Source organism: Azotobacter tropicalis, from assembly GCF_059739045.1.
Genome location: NZ_AP046059.1, coordinates 1068996 through 1085864, shown reverse-complemented (window position 1 = coordinate 1085864; position 16869 = coordinate 1068996). Strand labels below are relative to the sequence as shown.

The 16869-nt window shown below is 63.9% G+C and carries 15 protein-coding genes and 1 pseudogene; 12 read left to right on the top strand and 4 right to left on the bottom strand.

Going from position 1 to position 16869, the window contains the following annotated elements; all coding sequences use genetic code 11:
- The first annotated feature begins 215 nt into the window (after positions 1 to 215).
- The 9 genes from Atro_RS04950 (at position 216) to Atro_RS04910 (ending at position 10786) form a co-directional block, all read left to right on the top strand.
- Positions 216 to 1475 (top strand): BRO family protein, encoded by a 1260-nt coding sequence (locus tag Atro_RS04950; RefSeq protein WP_497926683.1) that lies wholly within the window; start codon positions 216 to 218, stop codon positions 1473 to 1475.
- A 141-nt stretch (positions 1476 to 1616) separates the two neighbouring features.
- Complete coding sequence (locus Atro_RS04945; protein ID WP_497926682.1) at positions 1617 to 2447, top strand: KilA-N domain-containing protein; 831 nt, start codon at positions 1617 to 1619, stop codon at positions 2445 to 2447.
- A 51-nt stretch (positions 2448 to 2498) separates the two neighbouring features.
- On the top strand, positions 2499 to 6038 hold the full coding sequence (locus Atro_RS04940) for a hypothetical protein (protein WP_497926681.1): 3540 nt from the start codon (positions 2499 to 2501) through the stop codon (positions 6036 to 6038).
- Entirely contained in the window at positions 6038 to 6724 is a 687-nt protein-coding gene (locus tag Atro_RS04935) for a hypothetical protein (RefSeq protein ID WP_497926680.1), read from the top strand. The genes Atro_RS04940 and Atro_RS04935 overlap by 1 nt, the downstream gene beginning before the upstream one ends.
- Positions 6725 to 7390: 666 nt before the next feature.
- On the top strand, positions 7391 to 7780 hold the full coding sequence (locus Atro_RS04930; protein WP_497926679.1) for a hypothetical protein: 390 nt from the start codon (positions 7391 to 7393) through the stop codon (positions 7778 to 7780).
- Entirely contained in the window at positions 7780 to 9525 is a 1746-nt protein-coding gene (locus tag Atro_RS04925; protein WP_497926678.1) for a hypothetical protein, read from the top strand. Before Atro_RS04930 ends, Atro_RS04925 begins: the two co-directional genes overlap by 1 nt.
- On the top strand, positions 9525 to 9761 hold the full coding sequence (locus Atro_RS04920; RefSeq protein WP_497926677.1) for a hypothetical protein: 237 nt from the start codon (positions 9525 to 9527) through the stop codon (positions 9759 to 9761). Before Atro_RS04925 ends, Atro_RS04920 begins: the two co-directional genes overlap by 1 nt.
- Positions 9762 to 9824: 63 nt before the next feature.
- On the top strand, positions 9825 to 10331 hold the full coding sequence (locus Atro_RS04915) for a glycoside hydrolase family 24 protein (protein ID WP_497926676.1): 507 nt from the start codon (positions 9825 to 9827) through the stop codon (positions 10329 to 10331).
- Positions 10328 to 10786: a holin family protein gene (locus Atro_RS04910; RefSeq protein WP_497926675.1), complete on the top strand. Its 459-nt coding sequence runs from the start codon at positions 10328 to 10330 to the stop codon at positions 10784 to 10786. The genes Atro_RS04915 and Atro_RS04910 overlap by 4 nt, the downstream gene beginning before the upstream one ends.
- Before the next feature lie 1527 nt (positions 10787 to 12313).
- Here Atro_RS04910 and Atro_RS04905 read toward each other — a convergent pair.
- The 4 genes and pseudogenes from Atro_RS04905 to Atro_RS04890 all read right to left on the bottom strand — a co-directional run bounded on the left by Atro_RS04905 (position 12314) and on the right by Atro_RS04890 (position 14076).
- Positions 12314 to 12645: pseudogene (locus Atro_RS04905) on the bottom strand (type II toxin-antitoxin system HicB family antitoxin).
- Positions 12642 to 12896 (bottom strand): type II toxin-antitoxin system HicA family toxin, encoded by a 255-nt coding sequence (locus Atro_RS04900; RefSeq protein ID WP_497926674.1) that lies wholly within the window; start codon positions 12894 to 12896, stop codon positions 12642 to 12644. Before Atro_RS04900 ends, Atro_RS04905 begins: the two are co-directional and overlap by 4 nt.
- Positions 12897 to 13009: 113 nt before the next feature.
- Positions 13010 to 13435: a hypothetical protein gene (locus Atro_RS04895; protein WP_497926673.1), complete on the bottom strand. Its 426-nt coding sequence runs from the start codon at positions 13433 to 13435 to the stop codon at positions 13010 to 13012.
- The gene (locus Atro_RS04890) at positions 13399 to 14076 is read right to left on the bottom strand and encodes a phage antirepressor N-terminal domain-containing protein (protein WP_497926672.1); all 678 of its coding nucleotides are present in this window, start codon (positions 14074 to 14076) and stop codon (positions 13399 to 13401) included. Before Atro_RS04890 ends, Atro_RS04895 begins: the two co-directional genes overlap by 37 nt.
- Positions 14077 to 14563: 487 nt before the next feature.
- On the opposite strand from Atro_RS04890, the gene Atro_RS04885 reads away from it, so the two are divergent.
- From Atro_RS04885 to Atro_RS04875, 3 genes are all read left to right on the top strand, one after another.
- The gene (locus Atro_RS04885) at positions 14564 to 14935 is read left to right on the top strand and encodes a mCpol domain-containing protein (protein WP_497926671.1); all 372 of its coding nucleotides are present in this window, start codon (positions 14564 to 14566) and stop codon (positions 14933 to 14935) included.
- A gap of 252 nt (positions 14936 to 15187) precedes the next feature.
- Positions 15188 to 15448 carry a hypothetical protein gene (locus Atro_RS04880; protein ID WP_497926670.1) on the top strand — a complete coding sequence of 87 codons (261 nt, stop codon included), beginning with the start codon at positions 15188 to 15190 and terminating at the stop codon, positions 15446 to 15448.
- A 226-nt stretch (positions 15449 to 15674) separates the two neighbouring features.
- Positions 15675 to 16775, top strand: coding sequence for an IS630 family transposase (locus Atro_RS04875; RefSeq protein WP_497926445.1), 1101 nt, complete (start codon positions 15675 to 15677; stop codon positions 16773 to 16775).
- Positions 16776 to 16869 lie beyond the last annotated feature (94 nt).

Below are 16869 nucleotides of genomic sequence, written 5' to 3'. Positions count from 1 at the left end.
GGCCTCCCGGCAAACACAAGGTGGGCACACTACCACCGCTTTTGAGCGGTTTTTTTGTGCCCGCAGCATGGCTGCGCGCCTGTTATGGGCGGGGTCGTGTGCGGCACCCGCGAGGGTGGCTGGGTTCCTTGTGCCCGGTAGGCCAACCCGCACGGCTCCGCTCACCCGATTGGCCTCGGGTAGCGGATCAGTTTCCGCACACAAGGTATCTAGTCATGCAAGCACTCGTCTTCCGCGACACCCAGCTCGAAATCGTTGATCGCAACGGCCAGCCGTGGCTGAGGGGCCTCCAGATTGGAGGTGCCTTGGGTTATGCCAAGCCAGACCATGCGATTTGGAAACTGTACGAGGCGCATGCTGACGAGTTCACCGATAACATGACGGCGCTGCTCAAGCTGCCCGATCTGAACCTCCAAAACGGAGGTGCAGGTCAGATGCGCGAAGTCCGCATCTTCTCCCTCCGCGGCGCCCATTTGCTGGCGATGTTCGCCCGCACCGAGGTCGCCAAGGAGTTCCGCCGCTGGGTGCTCGATGTGCTGGACGGCTTGAGCGCGCCTGAGTCTGTCCCGGTCGGCCCGGCCCCTGCCGAACCCATCCACCTCACCTACAACGACCGCCCGTTCCGCATCGTCCCCGAGGGCGCGGCGCTGTGGTTCGTCGCCGTCGATGTGGCCCGCGCCCTGGACATGCGCGACGGCCATTGCCTCACCCGCCATCTGCGCAGCGAGCACAAGGCGCAGCGGCAGGTCGGCCACCGTCGCCTCGGCCTGATCGACCGGCCCGGACTGGAGCTGGCCCTGCGTCACGCCAGCCCGGCGCGGGCCGAACCGTTGCGGTTGTGGCTGGAGGTGGCGCTGGAGCAGTTCGTGACCGGCGCGCCGGCGGCGCATGCGTTGTCCAATGGGCTGTCCGGCGAGCAGCAGGGCGCGCTCAAGGCGCTGGTGGCGGCGCGCATCGAGGCACTGCCCGAGGTGGAGCGGGGCAGGGCGGCGACGCGCTGCTGGTCGGCGCTCAAGTCCAGGTTCGGCTGCGGCTACAAGGAGATCGCCCCGGAGCGGTTCACCGAGGCGGTGAGTCTGGTGGCGCGCATCGTGCTGGAGGGCGAGCTGCTGGAGCCGGAGGCGCCGAAGGTGGTGGGCCGCCTCGACATCGATTACCCCATCGAGGACTGGAAGGCCCGCAACCCGCAGCAGTTCCGCCACGACAACCCGAACAGCCCGGATCTGGTGGTCGGCTATGGAGATCTGCTGTCGAGCGACTATTCCCCCTGCTGCGACCTGCTGGACAAGCTGCACAACGCCGGTTACCGCGTCGATGGCGCCTTCTACGAGCTGCGCTCCTATCAGAACCTGATGCTCCAGATGGACATGGCCATCCGGCTGATGGTCGGCAATGCGCGCCAGGTAATAGAAGGCTTCGAGCAGGATCGTCGGCGCCTCCAGAAATTCGTTGGCGTGAAGGGCCACCGGGCATGACGCCCGGCCCGGCCCGCGCCATCCCCTGAGCGGGACGCCTCTCGGGCATCCTCGACATCGCCTGTTCCGAATCGACCCTGCTGCTGGGTAACCCCAGCGGCACGGGCAGCTATACCCCATCACTTTTAAGGAGTATGCGAAATGAACGATCTGGTAATCGCCAACACCACCATCCGTCAGGATGCCGAAGGCCGTTACTGCCTGAACGACTTGCACCGGGCGAGCGGCGGGGAAAAGCGCCACGGCCCAAGCTACTGGCTGGCAAGCCAGCAGACCCGAGAGCTGGTTTCCGAACTGGTAACTACCGGGAATCCGGTAGTTACCCTGGAGGGGCGTAACGGCGGCACCTACGTCTGCAAGGAGCTGGTCTACGCCTATGCCATGTGGATCGCCCCCGCGTTCCACATCAAGGTCATCCGCACCTTCGACGCCGTGGTCACCGGCCACAAACAGGCGGCCGGCGGCGAGTTCAGCCAGGGCGCTTTCAGGGAGTTCCAGTTCACCCGCCTGGAGCTGGTCAAGACCGTTGCGGACATGACCGAGCAGTCCCTGCGGCTGGCCAACCTGCTGGGCCTGCGGGACAACCAGGGCCGCTTCTACGCAGACAAGCTGGTCAAGCGCCAGATCGGTATCGGCCCGATCGAGTTGCTGGGGCTGCCCTCGCTGCCGGCGGCGGAGGTCGACCTGACCCTCTCCCCACAGCAACTGGGCGCCCGCTTCAACATGTCGGCGCGAACCTTCAACAGTCTGCTGATGCGCTGCGGCTTCCAGTTCAAGGCCCCGGCGGGGGAAAGCCCGGCCTGGCGGCCCACGCCGAAGGGCGAGCCGCATTGCGCCTACGAGGATACCGGCCGGCAGCACAACGACGGCGCGCCGGTGCGGGTCCTGCGCTGGAAAGAATCGCTGCTGGACGAGCTGCGTAAGGCGGCCACGGAACTGGGCGGTTTGCTCAAGCCGGTGGCCCGAGGATAACGCCCATTCCCAAGCCCGCTCCGCGCGGGCTTTTTCATGCCCGGAGCTTTCATGACCATCAATGCCAGCGACGTGAAGTTGCTCAAATCCCAGCGCCTGACCGACGAGGCCGACGGCGGCGGGCGCGCCACCGGCACCCCCGTGGTCGACGGCGAGGTCAACAACCTGTTTCCCGACATCAGCCGCCTCGACCGCACCCTGGGCCGCATCAACCTGCGCAAGGGCTTCGCCGGCGTGCTGACCGACAACGCCGACGCCTACCTGGGCGCCCACTGCATCCTCACCCAGGCCCCGGCCGATCCGCGCGTCTCGGTGCTGCTGTTCAATTCCGGCAGCCAGACCGACGAGCGCGACGACGCCCGGAGCGCCATCGAGAACTACGTGGTGCCGGCCACCGCCGCGTCCTTCGAGCTGCTCGGCAACCAACTGGCCGGCCAGCGCTCGATCGCCGGCGTGCAGCGCGAGGAGCACCGCCTGCCGGAAATCGGCGAGGTCTACCAGCTGGTCAACGGCACCACCAGCCAGTACGTGCGCATCACCAGCGTCGAGGCCACGCTGGAGAACTTCATCTACGAGTACGCCTCCGGCCAGTTCCTGACCCTGCCGCGCCGCCGCCTGCAGTTGGGCATCGGTTCCGCGCTGCTGGCCACCTACCCGGGCGGCAGCGTCAACCCGGCCGGCACCACCGCCACCAACGCCGCCAACCAGGCCAAGGCCACGGTGCTGTCCACCCAGGTGGCCGATGCGGCGAAGTACTACGGCATCAGCCCGCTGGCCGAGGCCGTGGCCCAGGGCGACCTGACCCTCACGGTCGAGTCGGTCTACGCCGCCCTGGTGCCCAGCACCAACAAGGAAACCGCGCTGCTCGACCAACTGGCCGGCTACAGCCGCCGCCAGTACCTGGCCTGCGGCGTCGCCCGTTCGCCGTCGCTGACCTTCGCCCAGGTGGTCAGCGGCCAGTCGCGGTCCTTCCTCGGCACCGGCGCGCTGCCCGGCTCGATCACCCTGACGATCAATGGCGGGGTCTATGCCGACGACAAGAAAGGCGGCTTCGCCTTCGTCAGCGGCAGCAACACTTTCAGCAAGCTCACCGTCGACTACGTCACCGGGCAGATCGACGCCTACAAGTCGACCGCCTTCACCGGCGCGGCCAGCGTCGCCTACACCCCGGCCGCCGCGGTGACCGGCGAAACCGTCACCGGCGAGATCCCCGTCGACCTGTCCAGCCGCGGCTACGTCTACACCCTGGACCTGGCCAATGCCAAGCCCAAGCCCGGCACCCTGACCGTCAGCTTCCTGGCCCTCGGCAACTGGCAGGAGCTGAGCGACGCCGGCAACGGCGAGCTGAGCGGGCAGGGCAGCGGCAGCATCGACTTCGCCAGCGGCAGCGTGTCGATCACCCTGGCGGCGCTGCCGGATGTCGGCTCGTCGGTCCTCTACAGCTACGTCGGCGACAACGCCGAGGCCTACACCCAGCGCACCGGGGCCAGCGTGGCGGCCAAGGCCCGTATCCGCTACCGCCTGCCCCACGACGGCATCCAGCCGGGCAGCCTGACCGCCACCTACCTGGTCGGCGGGGTGACCAAAACCATCACCGACACCGGCGCCGGCACCCTGGGCGGCCAGGCCAGCGGCACCATCGTCTACGCCACCGGCGAGCTGGACATGGAGCTGGCCGCCACCCCGGACAGCGGCTCCTCGATCACCTACAGCTACCAGCAGGGCAGCGTCGCCGATCAGGTGCTGAGCGTGTCGCCGGATAGTGCCGGCACTGTGTCCGGCACCATTCCCGGCGCACCGCTGCAGCCGGGCAGCGTGCAGATGAGCTGGTCGGTGCTGCAGCGTCAGGCGGTGCCCGCCTCGGAAACCCAGACGACCTACGAGGAAACCCTGGTCCTCGACCGCTCGGTGGCCGACAACGGCAGCGGCGGCTGGGTCGGCGTCAGCGGCACCCTCGACTACGCCACCGGGGCCTTCACCCTGCGCGTCGAGGAGAGCTACGACTACAAGGAGTACACCTACAAGCAGACCGGCATCTGGCCCCTCACCCAGACCGAGAAGTCCAGCACCACCACCAGCCTGCAGGAGCAGTACGGCGGCACCCTGGTCGCCCGCGCCCAGCCGGCCGGGGTCGGCTACGGCGCGCAGACCGACAGCCAGACCGCGCCGCAACTGGCCTTCGACCTGCTGCCCGAGATCGCCGAGCCCATCGTGCCGGGCTCGCTGATCCTGGCCTGGGGCGGCGACACCTACGTCGACCGCGACGGCGTGCTCTACAAGGGCATCAGCAGCAGCACCAACGCCGGCAGTGCGGTCGGCAGCGTCGACTACGCCGGCGGCACCGCCACCCTGAGCAGCTACCCGAGCGGCAAGACGGCTTCAATCGACGTGCAGGGCTGCCTGACCAGCAACAGCGGCTTTGCCGTGGTCGACGCCACCTTCCGCACCCCCGGCGCGCCGCTGCGCCCGGCCAGCCTGCAGCTGACCGCGGTGCGCACCGACACCGCCGCGGTGGTCAGCGCCACGGCGGACACCAACGGCACTTTCGCCGGCCCGGTGATCTGGGGCTCGGTGGACGTGGAAACCGGCATCGTCCGCCTGAAGTTCACCAGCGACCCGGACGACACCAGCGGGGCGAGCGACATTCCGGTGATCCCGGCGCTCTTGCGCTACAACGCCGTGCTCTACAGCAGCCTGCCGCTGAATGCCGAGCTGATCGGCCTGGACCCGGTGCGCCTGCCGGCCGACGGCCGGGTGCCGATCTACCGCGAGGGCGACGTGCTGGTGATCCACCACACGGCCGAGACGGTGATCGCCAGCCCGCTGGCCGGCACCACGGAAACCTTGGCCCGCGCCCAGCAGGCCGCCATCGAGGTGGTGGATGCCGCCGGCCTCGCCCTGGATCCGGCGCAGTACACGGCCGACCGCGAGCTGGGCACGGTGACCTGGGCCAACCCGCTGGTGGTGCAGGATGCCGGCGGCAACCCGCTCGCCCTGCCGCTGACCGTCCGCGACCGGGTCGAGCACATGGCGGTGTGCAGCGAGGTGCAGATTTCCGGCGCCCTCGGCATCGGCGCGCCGCTGCCCTGGGACCTGCCGGCCGGCGAGACGCAGGTGTCCAGCGCGGTGGCCTGGGGCGACCTGCAGGCCCGCCTGCACACCTGGTACACCCAGAAGACCTGGAACAGCGGGGCGCCCAACTGGACCGACAGCCCCAGCGGCGACAGCACCACCAGCAACTACAACAGCCTCAACTACCCGCCAGTGGTGACCAACAAGGGCGCCATCGCCGGCAAGTGGGCGCTGGTTTTTACCGGCACCAATACCTTTCAGGTGGTCGAGGAAAAGCTCGGGGTGATCACCACCGGCAGCACCGGCAGCGACTGCGCGCCGACCAACCCGGCCACCGGGGTGCCGTATTTCACCATCCTCGCCGCCGGCTGGGGTTCGGGCTGGGCCAGCGGCAACGCCGTGCGCTTCAACACCGACAGCTGCCTGGGGCCGCTGTGGATCGTGCGCACCGTGCTGAGCGGGCAGGGCACGGTCGAGGACGACCAATTTCGGATTCAGATCAGGGGGGACGCGGACTGATGGCGATCACGGTTTATTCGAGTCTGGACACCGGCGCCCCGGCGCTTCCGAGTACCGCCGGCCAGCGCTTCATCGACAATTTGAAGCTGATCCTCCGGGCCTGCCTGGTCGATGGCTACGGCAGCAAGCCGGCAGCGGGCTGGACGGTCGGGCACGACCATGCCGACGGTTTCAGCCTGAGCAACGGCGAGGGATACATCAACTTCGTCAACGTGACAGCCAACGCGGTTGCCATCTACCTGATGGAAACCCTCACCAGCGGCAGCGCCGCCTTGGCAGAGGGCGACAACCGGCGCTCGGGGCCGTGGTACGAGGGGCAGTCCGACACGGGGCGGCACTATCACTCCAGCTCCTATTTCACCTCGACGACCGGCAACAAGCACTGGTGTCTGGTGGCCGACAACCGCACGGTCATTTTCCAGTGGTTCGGTAGTCAGCTGAACGTGGACATGGGCACGGGCTTTGGCGGCCTGCTGTACTTCGGCGCCTACCTGCCGGCCTTTGGCGGGAGCGGTTTCTGCACCATCGGCGGAAGCACGGGCAGCGGTGGCACCGTTCAGTTGTTCCCCCGAACGCTGCCGCGCCGGGCACTTCCCTGCGTAACCCCTTCGATGGCACCGTGGTGCAGGGGGCTTCGCCGGGATACCGGGGCGGTGCTGTTGTCGAGTCCACAAACGCCACCATAGTGGCACGGACCCGCCTCTCCCCGGCGGTGCTGCGCCCGGTGCGGGCCTCCCTTATGGGGCGGGGGACGGGCCTAAGCGGCAGTACCGCAGCCAGCCTTGACGCGCAGTGTGGTCTACTGCGCGGGGTGATCTCCGAGCCTAGTCTGTCCGATAACTTGCTGTCCAAAGTACTGCCGGTGTTGGGCATCGGTAGCCCGGTCTGGCAGGACAGGCTCAGGCCGCTCACCTTGCCGAACGGCAAGCAGTGGGTGCCTGCGTACTGCGCGGCTGCCGATCTGGGGACCTTCATCTCTCTGGACCCTGCGGATTGGGAGTAACCGATGATCGTCGCTCCCCAAGTCCTGATTTCATTACCGCAGGTAGCGGCGCGGCGCACCCTGACGGTAAGGCTCACCCGTGACGGCGAGCAGACCGCCAACGTGAAAGTCTGCCGGCTGCTAAATATGGACATGATCCTGCTGGCGGTGTTCGGGACTGCCTATCAGAGCGTCCAGACGTTTCTCGCCTCGGCTATTGACGGCGACCGATACCTGTTCGCCATCGACGAGGAGCCCCAAAGCGCGCCTCCGCCCGCTACGCGACGATCAGCGAGGATGCCACCTACACGATGGACATCAACGATGGCAGCGGTGGCGCAGCCGGGGGCCGGCAACGTTACAGGCCCGCGTGCGGGTCGATGGGGTCGACGTCGCCCGCGAAGTCCTCGCCGTCGAGCGGCAGACCGACGGCGTCTGGCGTATCGCCGGCAACCTGCGCACCGCCGAGGGCGCGCTGGATCTGCGCGTCACCGGCGGCGCCGTCTACGCCCTGGCCATCGACGACTACGGCACCCTCTACCAGCCGAACCTCGCCGTGGCGGTGGGCGACGTGATCCGCCCGACCCTGTTCACGGGCTGGCTCTACCGCATCACCCAGGCCGGCAGCCTGCCGGCGACCGAGCCGGTCTGGTGGGACGGCAACACCGCCGGCCCGCAGGATCTGGGCAGCGCCCGTGCCGAGGTGGTGCGCTACCACCGTCCCCTGGCCCATGGCCCCATCGCCGTCGAGATGACCTGATGCTGACCGCCGATATCGGCGCCGGATGGCGCAGCGCCCGCGCGTCCGGCGATCCCGTGACCGAAACACCCTGGAACCGAACGCCGGCGTGCAATCGGGCGCTGACTGGCGCCTGGCAACCCGGCCAGCCCCGCGAGCGGATCAGCGCCGCGCCCTGGAGCGCCATCCCGGCCCGCGATCCGTCCGGGCGGCTGGTCTGGAGCGGGGCGCCGCCGGCCGAGAACCCATCGGCCAGCGCCTGGAGTGCCGTACCGCCGCGCGACCACGCCGCCGCCGGCGGCTGGGACAGGAGCCTCCGCCCGCGCGAGGTGCGCCTGCGCCTGCTCTACAACCCGCAGCCGGCCCGCAAGGATCTGGGCGCGGCGCAGGCCTTCCAGCGCTGCGACGAGTTCGGCCCGCGCTACGACGCCGCCGAGGCGCTGCGCCGCAGCGTCTACCTGCCCGGCACGTTGCCGCTGGCCTTCGACTTCGCCGGCGCGCGCTACAGTCCGGGCACCACGCCCGAGGTGTTCTTCGACTTCGTCTACGTCGCGCCGACGCGGGCCATCCAGCCGGTGGACAGCGGCAGCGCCCCGCGCTGGCAGTCGGCCCGCCGCCTGGACCTGCGCCGCGCCCTGCGCTGGGGGCCGGGCCGGCCGCAGGACCCGACCACCGGAATTTCCTATCCCGACTACGGCGGTCCCGTGATCGCCATCGACCGGGCCGTCGAGCCCGACATCCTGGAGACCTACATGATCGCCAACAGCGTCAGCCTGGTGGTGCTGCCCGAGCGCACGCCGCTGGAGGCCACCGGCCTGAGCGTCGGCCGCGACATCGACGCCTTCGCCTGGCAGTTCAGCGCCCAGCTGCTCGGCCGCACCTCGCTCAACCTCGTGCGCCCGGACGCCGGCGGCCCGAAGACCGTCGAGCTGACCATCAACGACCATGTCTGGGTGTTCCTGATCGAGCGCTACAGCAGCCAGGGCAAGTTCCCCGGCGAACGCTTCACCATCGGCGGCGTGTCCCGCACCCAGCTGCTGGCCGAGCCCTACGCGCCCAAGCGCTCGGCGGTCAATGCCGTGGACATCAACGCCCAGCAGGTCGCCGCCGACCAGCTGACCGACACCGGCTTCAGCCTGACTTGGGATGTCGCCAACCAGTACCCGCCGGACTGGACGATTCCGGCGGGCGCCTTCAGCTATCAGGAGCGGACCGCCCTGCAGGTGATCGCCCGCGTCGCCGAGGCCATCGGCGCGGTGGTCAAGCCGGCCCGCGACAGCGACGCCCTGAGCGTGATCCCGCGCTACCGGGCCGCACCCTGGGCCTGGGCCACGGCAGTGATGGAGCGGATCATCCCGGCCGAGATCGTCGGCGAGTGGGGCAGCGAATGGAGCCCTCAGCCGGCGTGGAACAGCTGCTACGTCAGCGGCACCACCCACGGCGTAGCGGTGGACGTGCGCCGCACCGGGACCGCCGGGGATGCGCCGGCGCCGGACGTCTACGACGAGCTGATCACCGGCACCGAGGCGGCCCGCGCCCGCGGCATCGCCGAACTGGCCAAGGGCGGCAATCAGGAGATCGTCACCCTCGCCCTGCCGCTGTTCCCCGCGGCCACCGCCCCCGGCCTGATCGAGCCGGCCATGCTCTGCGAGGTGCGCGACATCGACGGCACCTGGCGCGGCCTGTGCCTGGCCACCGAGATCGGCGCCGAAGGTGTGGGCGCGGCCCGCGTCACCCAGACCGTGCGCCTGGAGCGACACCACTGATGGCCACCGTCAATCCCTGGAAGAAATTCATCGGCCTGCTGCCCGGCGGTGTGCGCGCCGTCGGCACCGTGATTGCCATCGACATCGCCAGCGGCACCAGCACCGTCGAGCTGCGCAACGGCGTGCCGATCGCCGCCCGCGGCACCGGCGTGGCGGTGGGCAGCAAAGCCTTCGTCGTCGACGGCCAGCTCGCCGGCCCGGCGCCGGAGCTGCCGCAGTACGACATCGAAGTCTGAGCGCCAACCCATCTCACCCCGAGCCCGCCGCGTGCGGGCTTCTTTTTGCCTGGAGAAAACCTTATGGCCCGACTCTCTGCCGCCGTCGCCGGCGGCGTCAACGTGTGTGCCTTTCTGGATCTGATCGCTTGGAGCGAGGGGACCTGCACGTCGCCGATCACTCGCAACGATGGCTATGACGTAATCGTGACCGGTTCGGATGGCAAGCCGGAAATCTTCACCGACTACCGGCAGCACCCGTTCGCCGGCGGACGCAAGCCCAAGCACGTCCGCGGCGCGCTGTACTCCAGCGCTGCCGGGCGTTACCAGCACATGCGCACGCACTGGCCGCACTACAGCGACCAGTTGCGCCTGCCGGACTTCGGCCCGCTCAGCCAGGACCGCTGGGCGATCCAGTTGATCAAGGAGCGCAAGGCGCTCGACGACATTAAAGCCGGCCGTATCGAGCAGGCGATCGCCAAGGTGCGCAACCTCTGGGCCAGCCTGCCGGGGGCCGGCTATGCCCAGCCCGAGCATGACCTCGATGACCTGCTCGCCCAGTTCATCGCCGCCGGCGGGGTGCTGGCATGAGCCTGATCACTGCTGCCACAGCCCTGCTGCCGACCGTCGCCAGCCTGCTCGACCGGCTGATCCCCGATCCCGAGCAGAAGGCCAAGGCCCAGCTCGAGCTGCTCAGGCTGCAGCAGGAGGGCGCCTTCAAGGAGCTGGACGCGGCCCTGCAGGTCAACCTGGCCCAGGCGAAGATCAACGAGGTCGAGGCGGCGAGCCAGTCCGGCTTCCAGGCCGGCTGGCGGCCGCTGGCGGGTTATGTCTGTGTGGCGGGCCTTGCCTACGAGTTTCTGATCAGGCCGCTGCTGCCGTGGCTGCTGACAGTGGCCGGCGCTGCCGATGTCCCGCCGCTGCCGTCGCTCGACGACGTGCTGTTCGAGCTGGTGTTCGGAATGCTCGGCCTCGGTGCTCTACGGACGGCGGATCGGTGGAAGCGGGTGAGTGCAGTTACATCCAGTGCCTGGACGGGAGGATGAATAGCCAAGGAGATAGAGGGATTGGGGAGGGAGGCCCGGAAGGTGGAGGGGGACAAGGATTCCCGTCCTATTGCGTGCCGGGGGCGGGCACGGAAGGGATTGTTCGCGCCTGCTCCGTCTTGCGGAGAGACAGCCTGAAGGCTGTTCGGATCGTCTTTCATTTCATAGTCGGCCCGGCCTTGTAGTACGTGGGATATCAGTCCTACAAGAAGGAGCATCACCGCGGCGGACAGGATCTGGTAGAGCAGAACAGCGATCGTGAGTATCAGAATCCCATTCATCATGTGTGAGCCTTCAAACATGGCCAATTGGGTGGCATGCAAGCCAGGAGGGTGGCCGATACTTAATTTTCTATACCACGGATCGTCAACTTAGTCACAGGGCGCTTCCGAGCCGGCACCTTACGACATCAGATCGACAGAATTTTTGATATAAGCCAATGCTTAACGGTCGATTGCAGGAAATCCTGCCAGTGGCAGTGTGCAGTAGTGGTTGAGCGGGGCGTTGCTCTATCGCTGCAGGCAGGGAGATACAGAAATGCTTGGTAAAGCGCCTATATGGAGCATGTATAAGCTCTATACCTATTTGATTGGAGACCCGTTCGATCAGAGGTTGTGACGGTGTTGGTGCGATAATGGATGTCAATTTAATGGCAAAGTAATATCGTTTGCAGCATGAAATGATATTATATTGACAACATTTTGTCTTGATTGAATAATTTGTAGCCAGCCACCTGAGGGGTGGGTTCACCGGCTGGCCCAGTGCTTTTCTGGAGAGTCACGACAAAACAAGAATAAAAAAGTATGGAGAATATGACGGGCTGATTTATACAAATTCAGTATTAATTGGTGGGGGTGTCATGAATCAAGGATGGATTTATTATATTTTGCTATTAATAACGACATTGTATTTCGATGGCTTTTTTCGAGATGTGAAGATTAAGGCGCAAAATATATCCAGTGCCTTGGATACGGATTTGCATGTAGTAAGAAAAAGCATTGATGTCGTGCCTGTCAGGGTTAATACGTTAGAGTCCAATATTATTTGGATGCCCTATGCGGCTGGCAGGCATTCAAAGTTGGAAGAAAGGATAAGATTTTGAAAATCCTCGAATAATGCATGGCGCTCCTTATGCTTGCCTGCTTTCTTCGCTCGTTGAGCGCCCTTCTTGTCGGCACTCAAGCATTGTTTTTTCAAGCCGGACACAGCGGCAAGCACCGAAGCTGGTCGGGACATCTCGATAACGCTTTCGCTGCTTGTGGCCAGTAGGGCGCAATACCCTGCCTGATCCGTTTGAGTGCAATTGCCCTGCGGCCGGATTCAACGTCCAGCTTCGGGAACTGGAGCCCCTGCCATCCCGGCGGGGGCTCTTTTTTTGTGCCCGCGATTCAGCGGTGGGAGGTGGAGAGGCGTTCGCCGATGGCCTGCAGCATGGTCGGCAGGAAATCGCGGTGGGCGCCGAAGGGGTTGCGGATCCAGTTCAGCAGCGATTCGGGGTGAAGACGTCGGCCCCTCGATGGCTGGTATTCACGCGTGCGCCTCTCGATCCAATACGTCTACAACCCACTGGTTGATGCTTTTGTTCGAGAGCATGGCTTTGGCCGAGATGGAGGCATGCAGCTCGGGGCCATGCGCAGGCTTAATTTGCCGGAGTATGGCTTTTGCGGGGCACGACCCAGCTTGGCACAGGTTTCAAGGTAGTCGTCCACCGCCTCCTCGAATGCGTCGCGAAGCTCCGGGATAGACTCGCCGTGAAAGCCGACGACGTCGTTGATCCCGACGATATGTCCGACGAGCAGTTTATCTTCGTCGCTGTATTCGATGCGGGCCGAATAGCCCTTGTAGTTCATCACGTTCATGGCGTTATCCCTGCTTTCTCGAGGAAGGCTCTTGCGTCGCGCACCTGGTATGGCTTGGCCTCCTTGTCCGGGTGCGGTCGATGGAAGGTGGCGATCACACCATTCAGCTCGAAGCGGACTCGCGATCCGTTCCCTTCGACGACCTTGGCACCAGCCGCCACGAATAGGGGCTCGATCCGCACCCACTCCAGGGAAGCCGGAGTCCGCTTCGAGAAGATGGCTTCGAGTGTGCTGCGTTGCTCGCTGTTCATGGTATCAGTTTGTGATACCGCCCAAGACCCAGCAATGCCTGCCGCCGGGAGAGCCGGCGGCAGCGCTGACCTGTGAACGGGGGCGGGCAGCGCCCGCCCTACAGGACTGCGACTCAGCGGTGGGAGCTGGAGAGGCGTTCGCCGATGGCCTGCAGCATGGTCGGCAGGAAATCGCGGTGGGCGCCGAAGGGGTTGCGGATCCAGTTCAGCAGCGACTCGGGGGTGAAGACGTCGGCACCGCTGGGGATGGCCCGGAGCTGCGGCTCGCCCCTGTCGTCGAAGGTCAGTACCCAGCGTTTGTCGCGGATGAGCAGGGCGGCCATGTTGTCGGAGATGCGCTGGTCGGCCTCGCGGTCCCATTCCGGCAGGGTGCCGCCGGTATCGAGCACGGCCTGGCGGCAGCGGTCCAGATAGTCAAAGGTGAAGTTGCGCACTTCCTGGCTCAGGCTGGCCAAGGGCGGGCGCTCGGGTTCGGGTGCAGCGGTGGTGGTGGGCAGCAGGTTCAGCGCCTCGGCCAGCCAGGCGCGAAAGGGCGCCACCCGCTCGGGTTGGCGTGCAGCAGGGCGACTTCCAGCCCGGCCCGGCTGATGACGTTGAGCGTCTGCCGGCCGACCGGCAGGGCGGCCTTGTGTTCGGGCCGCAGGTGGCGGGTGGCGACGTGAGAGTCGCGCAGGCCGACGGCGCTGGCCACGTCAGCGGCGACGAACCAGACCTCGGTGCCGACCGGCACGATGCGGAAGTGGCGATCGTTGTAGGTCAGCCGCAGGGGCGCGGCGGTGCCGCCATCCGGCAGGGCCGCACGCGGCCGGACGGCCTCGCCCTGCTGCCAGTAGGCGGCGAGGGCGGCGAAGCATTCGCGCTGGTACTGCACCAGCCGCTCGCGGATTTCGGGTTTGACGCGAGAGGCATCCACGCCGAACAGCCAGCCGTTGAGGTAGTCGAGGGGGAGGCAGACGAGTTCGCGGCTCTTGCCGTCTTCGGCAACCGTGGTCGTGATGACCATGGTTGTTTTTAGAACAGGGTGACGCTGGAGGCGTGCGTGCTGGGATTTCCAGTCAAGGCCAATTGCTTCGCTGATGGGCTTCATTGCCACGAGGCGTTCGCCTGTGGGGGTGGTGATGACGGTGAGATCGTGATCTTGAAAGCTGACGGTGCCGAGCTGGCTGCTGATGGCCGACATGGTGTTTTTCCCTTTGCAGTCCGTTGACCGCTTTCCCTCCGCCAAGAGGGGTGAGCGGAACCGTGCGGGTTGGCGGACCGGGCAAAGGAACCGGCGGGCCGTGAGGCCCCCACACACGGCCCGCCCATAACGGGTGCAGCCATGTTTTGCGGGCATAAAAAAACCGCTTATAGCGGCTTCGTGACCGCCTTTGCTGACCGGGCCGCCAAGCCCAGGTCGCTGGATTTACAGCGACGGGGGAACGGTAGCGGTAGTGGGGTGGGGGTGTCAATCGATGGGGGCAATAGGGCCGTCAATTGGGCGACTTGCCTTGGCTTGCAGAACATAGTGTATAACGTCGTAAAGCGGTCATCATGGTCGTGAAATTCGCAGTGTAGACAGTGAGCACGGAAATGATGCTGAATTATTTCTGTCAACCCTGTCAGGGGTTATGCATTGCTTGATGTCTATTTATAGTTAGGCCTTTAACTCAGATCCATTGAATTATATGAAAGCGAAGTATATTGCGGTTGACGGTGATGACATCGGGCAAAAGATATCATCTTGTTATTTGAGAAATGACCTAAAAGGTCTTTCCAAAATAAACGACTTGGTACAAATGAAGACTAAGCTGATAGCTGATTTTTTGCGCTCGCAAAGATTTACTGTAGTATTTTGCGCGGCAGATGGAGTGACTGCTTATTCAATCTCATCAAGTGCAAGCGATGAATTTATTTTTAGTTCGATAGAAAGCTTGGCAGGCAGTGAATTGACGTTTTCAGCGGGAGTCGGATCAAATTTGCGAGAGGCTTATATTGCTTTGCTTTCCGCAAAAAGTAGTGGTAAGGCATGCCTGCATAATTTTGAGAGTATGAAATAAAATGTTTAGGGTGGTGAATTTCGCTGTGCTGCTGCGCTACGTTGCAGTGCTCACAACAATTATTAGCCTTTTTGTTTACGAAATGATTCACAAGTATTGGGCTCAAGACTTGCCTGTTGTAAGAATAATTAGCATAACTCCTTGGGTTGCTATTTTAGTCATTTTTTTAATAACCACAAATGCAATTGCTCGGCAGATCTGGAAAGGGCTCAAGAAGGTAGATAAATCCCTGTTTCCAGACCTCAATGGAACATGGGAGGGGAGATAGTAACTGAGAGTGGCTTAGTAATACCCGCTAGAGCCTTGATAAGACAGACTCTTTTGCAAACTCAGCTTGATATACACACGGAGACATCGAAATCACTCACTTTAGAAACAACGCCAGCGGTCGATAGCGGTCAATGTAAACTGTATTACCTCTATAGGTCCTTGCCTAAGGATCCGAATTGGAGTCCCTACGCAGGGTCAACAATTTTTGATGTGCGGATAATTTCCAGCGACTCTAACTCCTAGTTTCTAGAGTTATCAGGCTATTATTTTACTGATCGAAAAACAAATGGTCGCATAAGATTGCAGCAAATCAGTGATGATGTTGCCGCTGATGTTTCCTATTATTAGTTTTCTAATTTTTATCTGATGGTTCCTACGCTCCCGCGTGGGGGCTAGTGTGGTGAATCACAACTACTCAGGATAAATCTTGTCTACCGCGGAGCTGACAGAGTTTTTCGGAGGGCATGCGATGAAAACAGGCCGCCCAGCCGTTCGGATCGAACTGACCGAACAAGAGCATGCCGAACTCACCCGCCGCCGAGCCAGGCACAAGGGGCCTGCCGATATGCAGCTGCGCGCCGAGATCATTCTGTCCTGCGCTCGAGGCGAGTCCGGCTCTTCCATTGCTCGACGGCTTGGCATTACGGCGCAAACCGTTTCGAGGTGGCGCCTTCGCTTCGCCCGTTTGGGCCTGCAAGGCCTCAATGACGAGCCGCGCTCAGGCCGCCCACGCAGCATCAGTGATGAAAAGGTCCAGGAAGTGGTCGACCGGGTGCGGCAGACCAGGCCCGACGATGCCAGTCATTGGAGCTCGCGCCGGATGAGCAAGGCCACCCATATTTCACCGGCGAGCGTACAGCGTATCTGGCGAGCCTTCGGGCTCAAGCCCCACCTGGAGCACACCTTCAAGCTGTCCACCGATCCTGCCTTTGTCGACAAGGTGCAGGATATCGTCGGGCTCTATCTAAATCCCCCTGATAAAGCGCTGGTACTGTGTGTCGATGAGAAAAGCCAGATCCAGGCGCTCAATCGAACACAGCCGGGGCTGCCGCTGGAGCCTGGGTATCCGGCGACCCGTACCCATGATTATCAGCGCCATGGCACGACGTCCTTGTTTGCCGCCCTGGATGTGGCCACCGGCGAGGTGATCGGACGTCTCAAGCGCCGTCACCGCAGCGCAGAATTCCTGGAGTTTCTCAGGGCCATCGAGGAATCGGTCGAGAGCGACAAGGCCATCCACCTGATCATGGATAACTATGCCGTGCACAAGACCGACAAGGTGCGTGCCTGGCTTGTCGCGCACCCGCGTTATCACGTGCACTTCACCCCGACGTCTGCGTCATGGCTGAATCGGGTGGAGCGCTTTTTCTCGATGCTCACCCAGAAGTGGATAAAGCGCCAGGCCCATACCAGCGTGAAGGATCTCGAGCAGTCCATCGAGTATTACCTGGCGACCTACAACCAGAATCCAAGGCCTTTCCGCTGGAGTAAGGGAGCAGGTGAAATCCTGGCCTCTGTCGGCAGGGCTGCTCGAGCCTTGCAAAGAAATAATAATGAAGCGAACTTGTGATTCACCACACTAGGGTTTGTCTGAAAAGTCGGCACGTAAGCATGAGTATAATGACGGCGCTATCCAAGTCATATACTGATATTCAAATTGACCA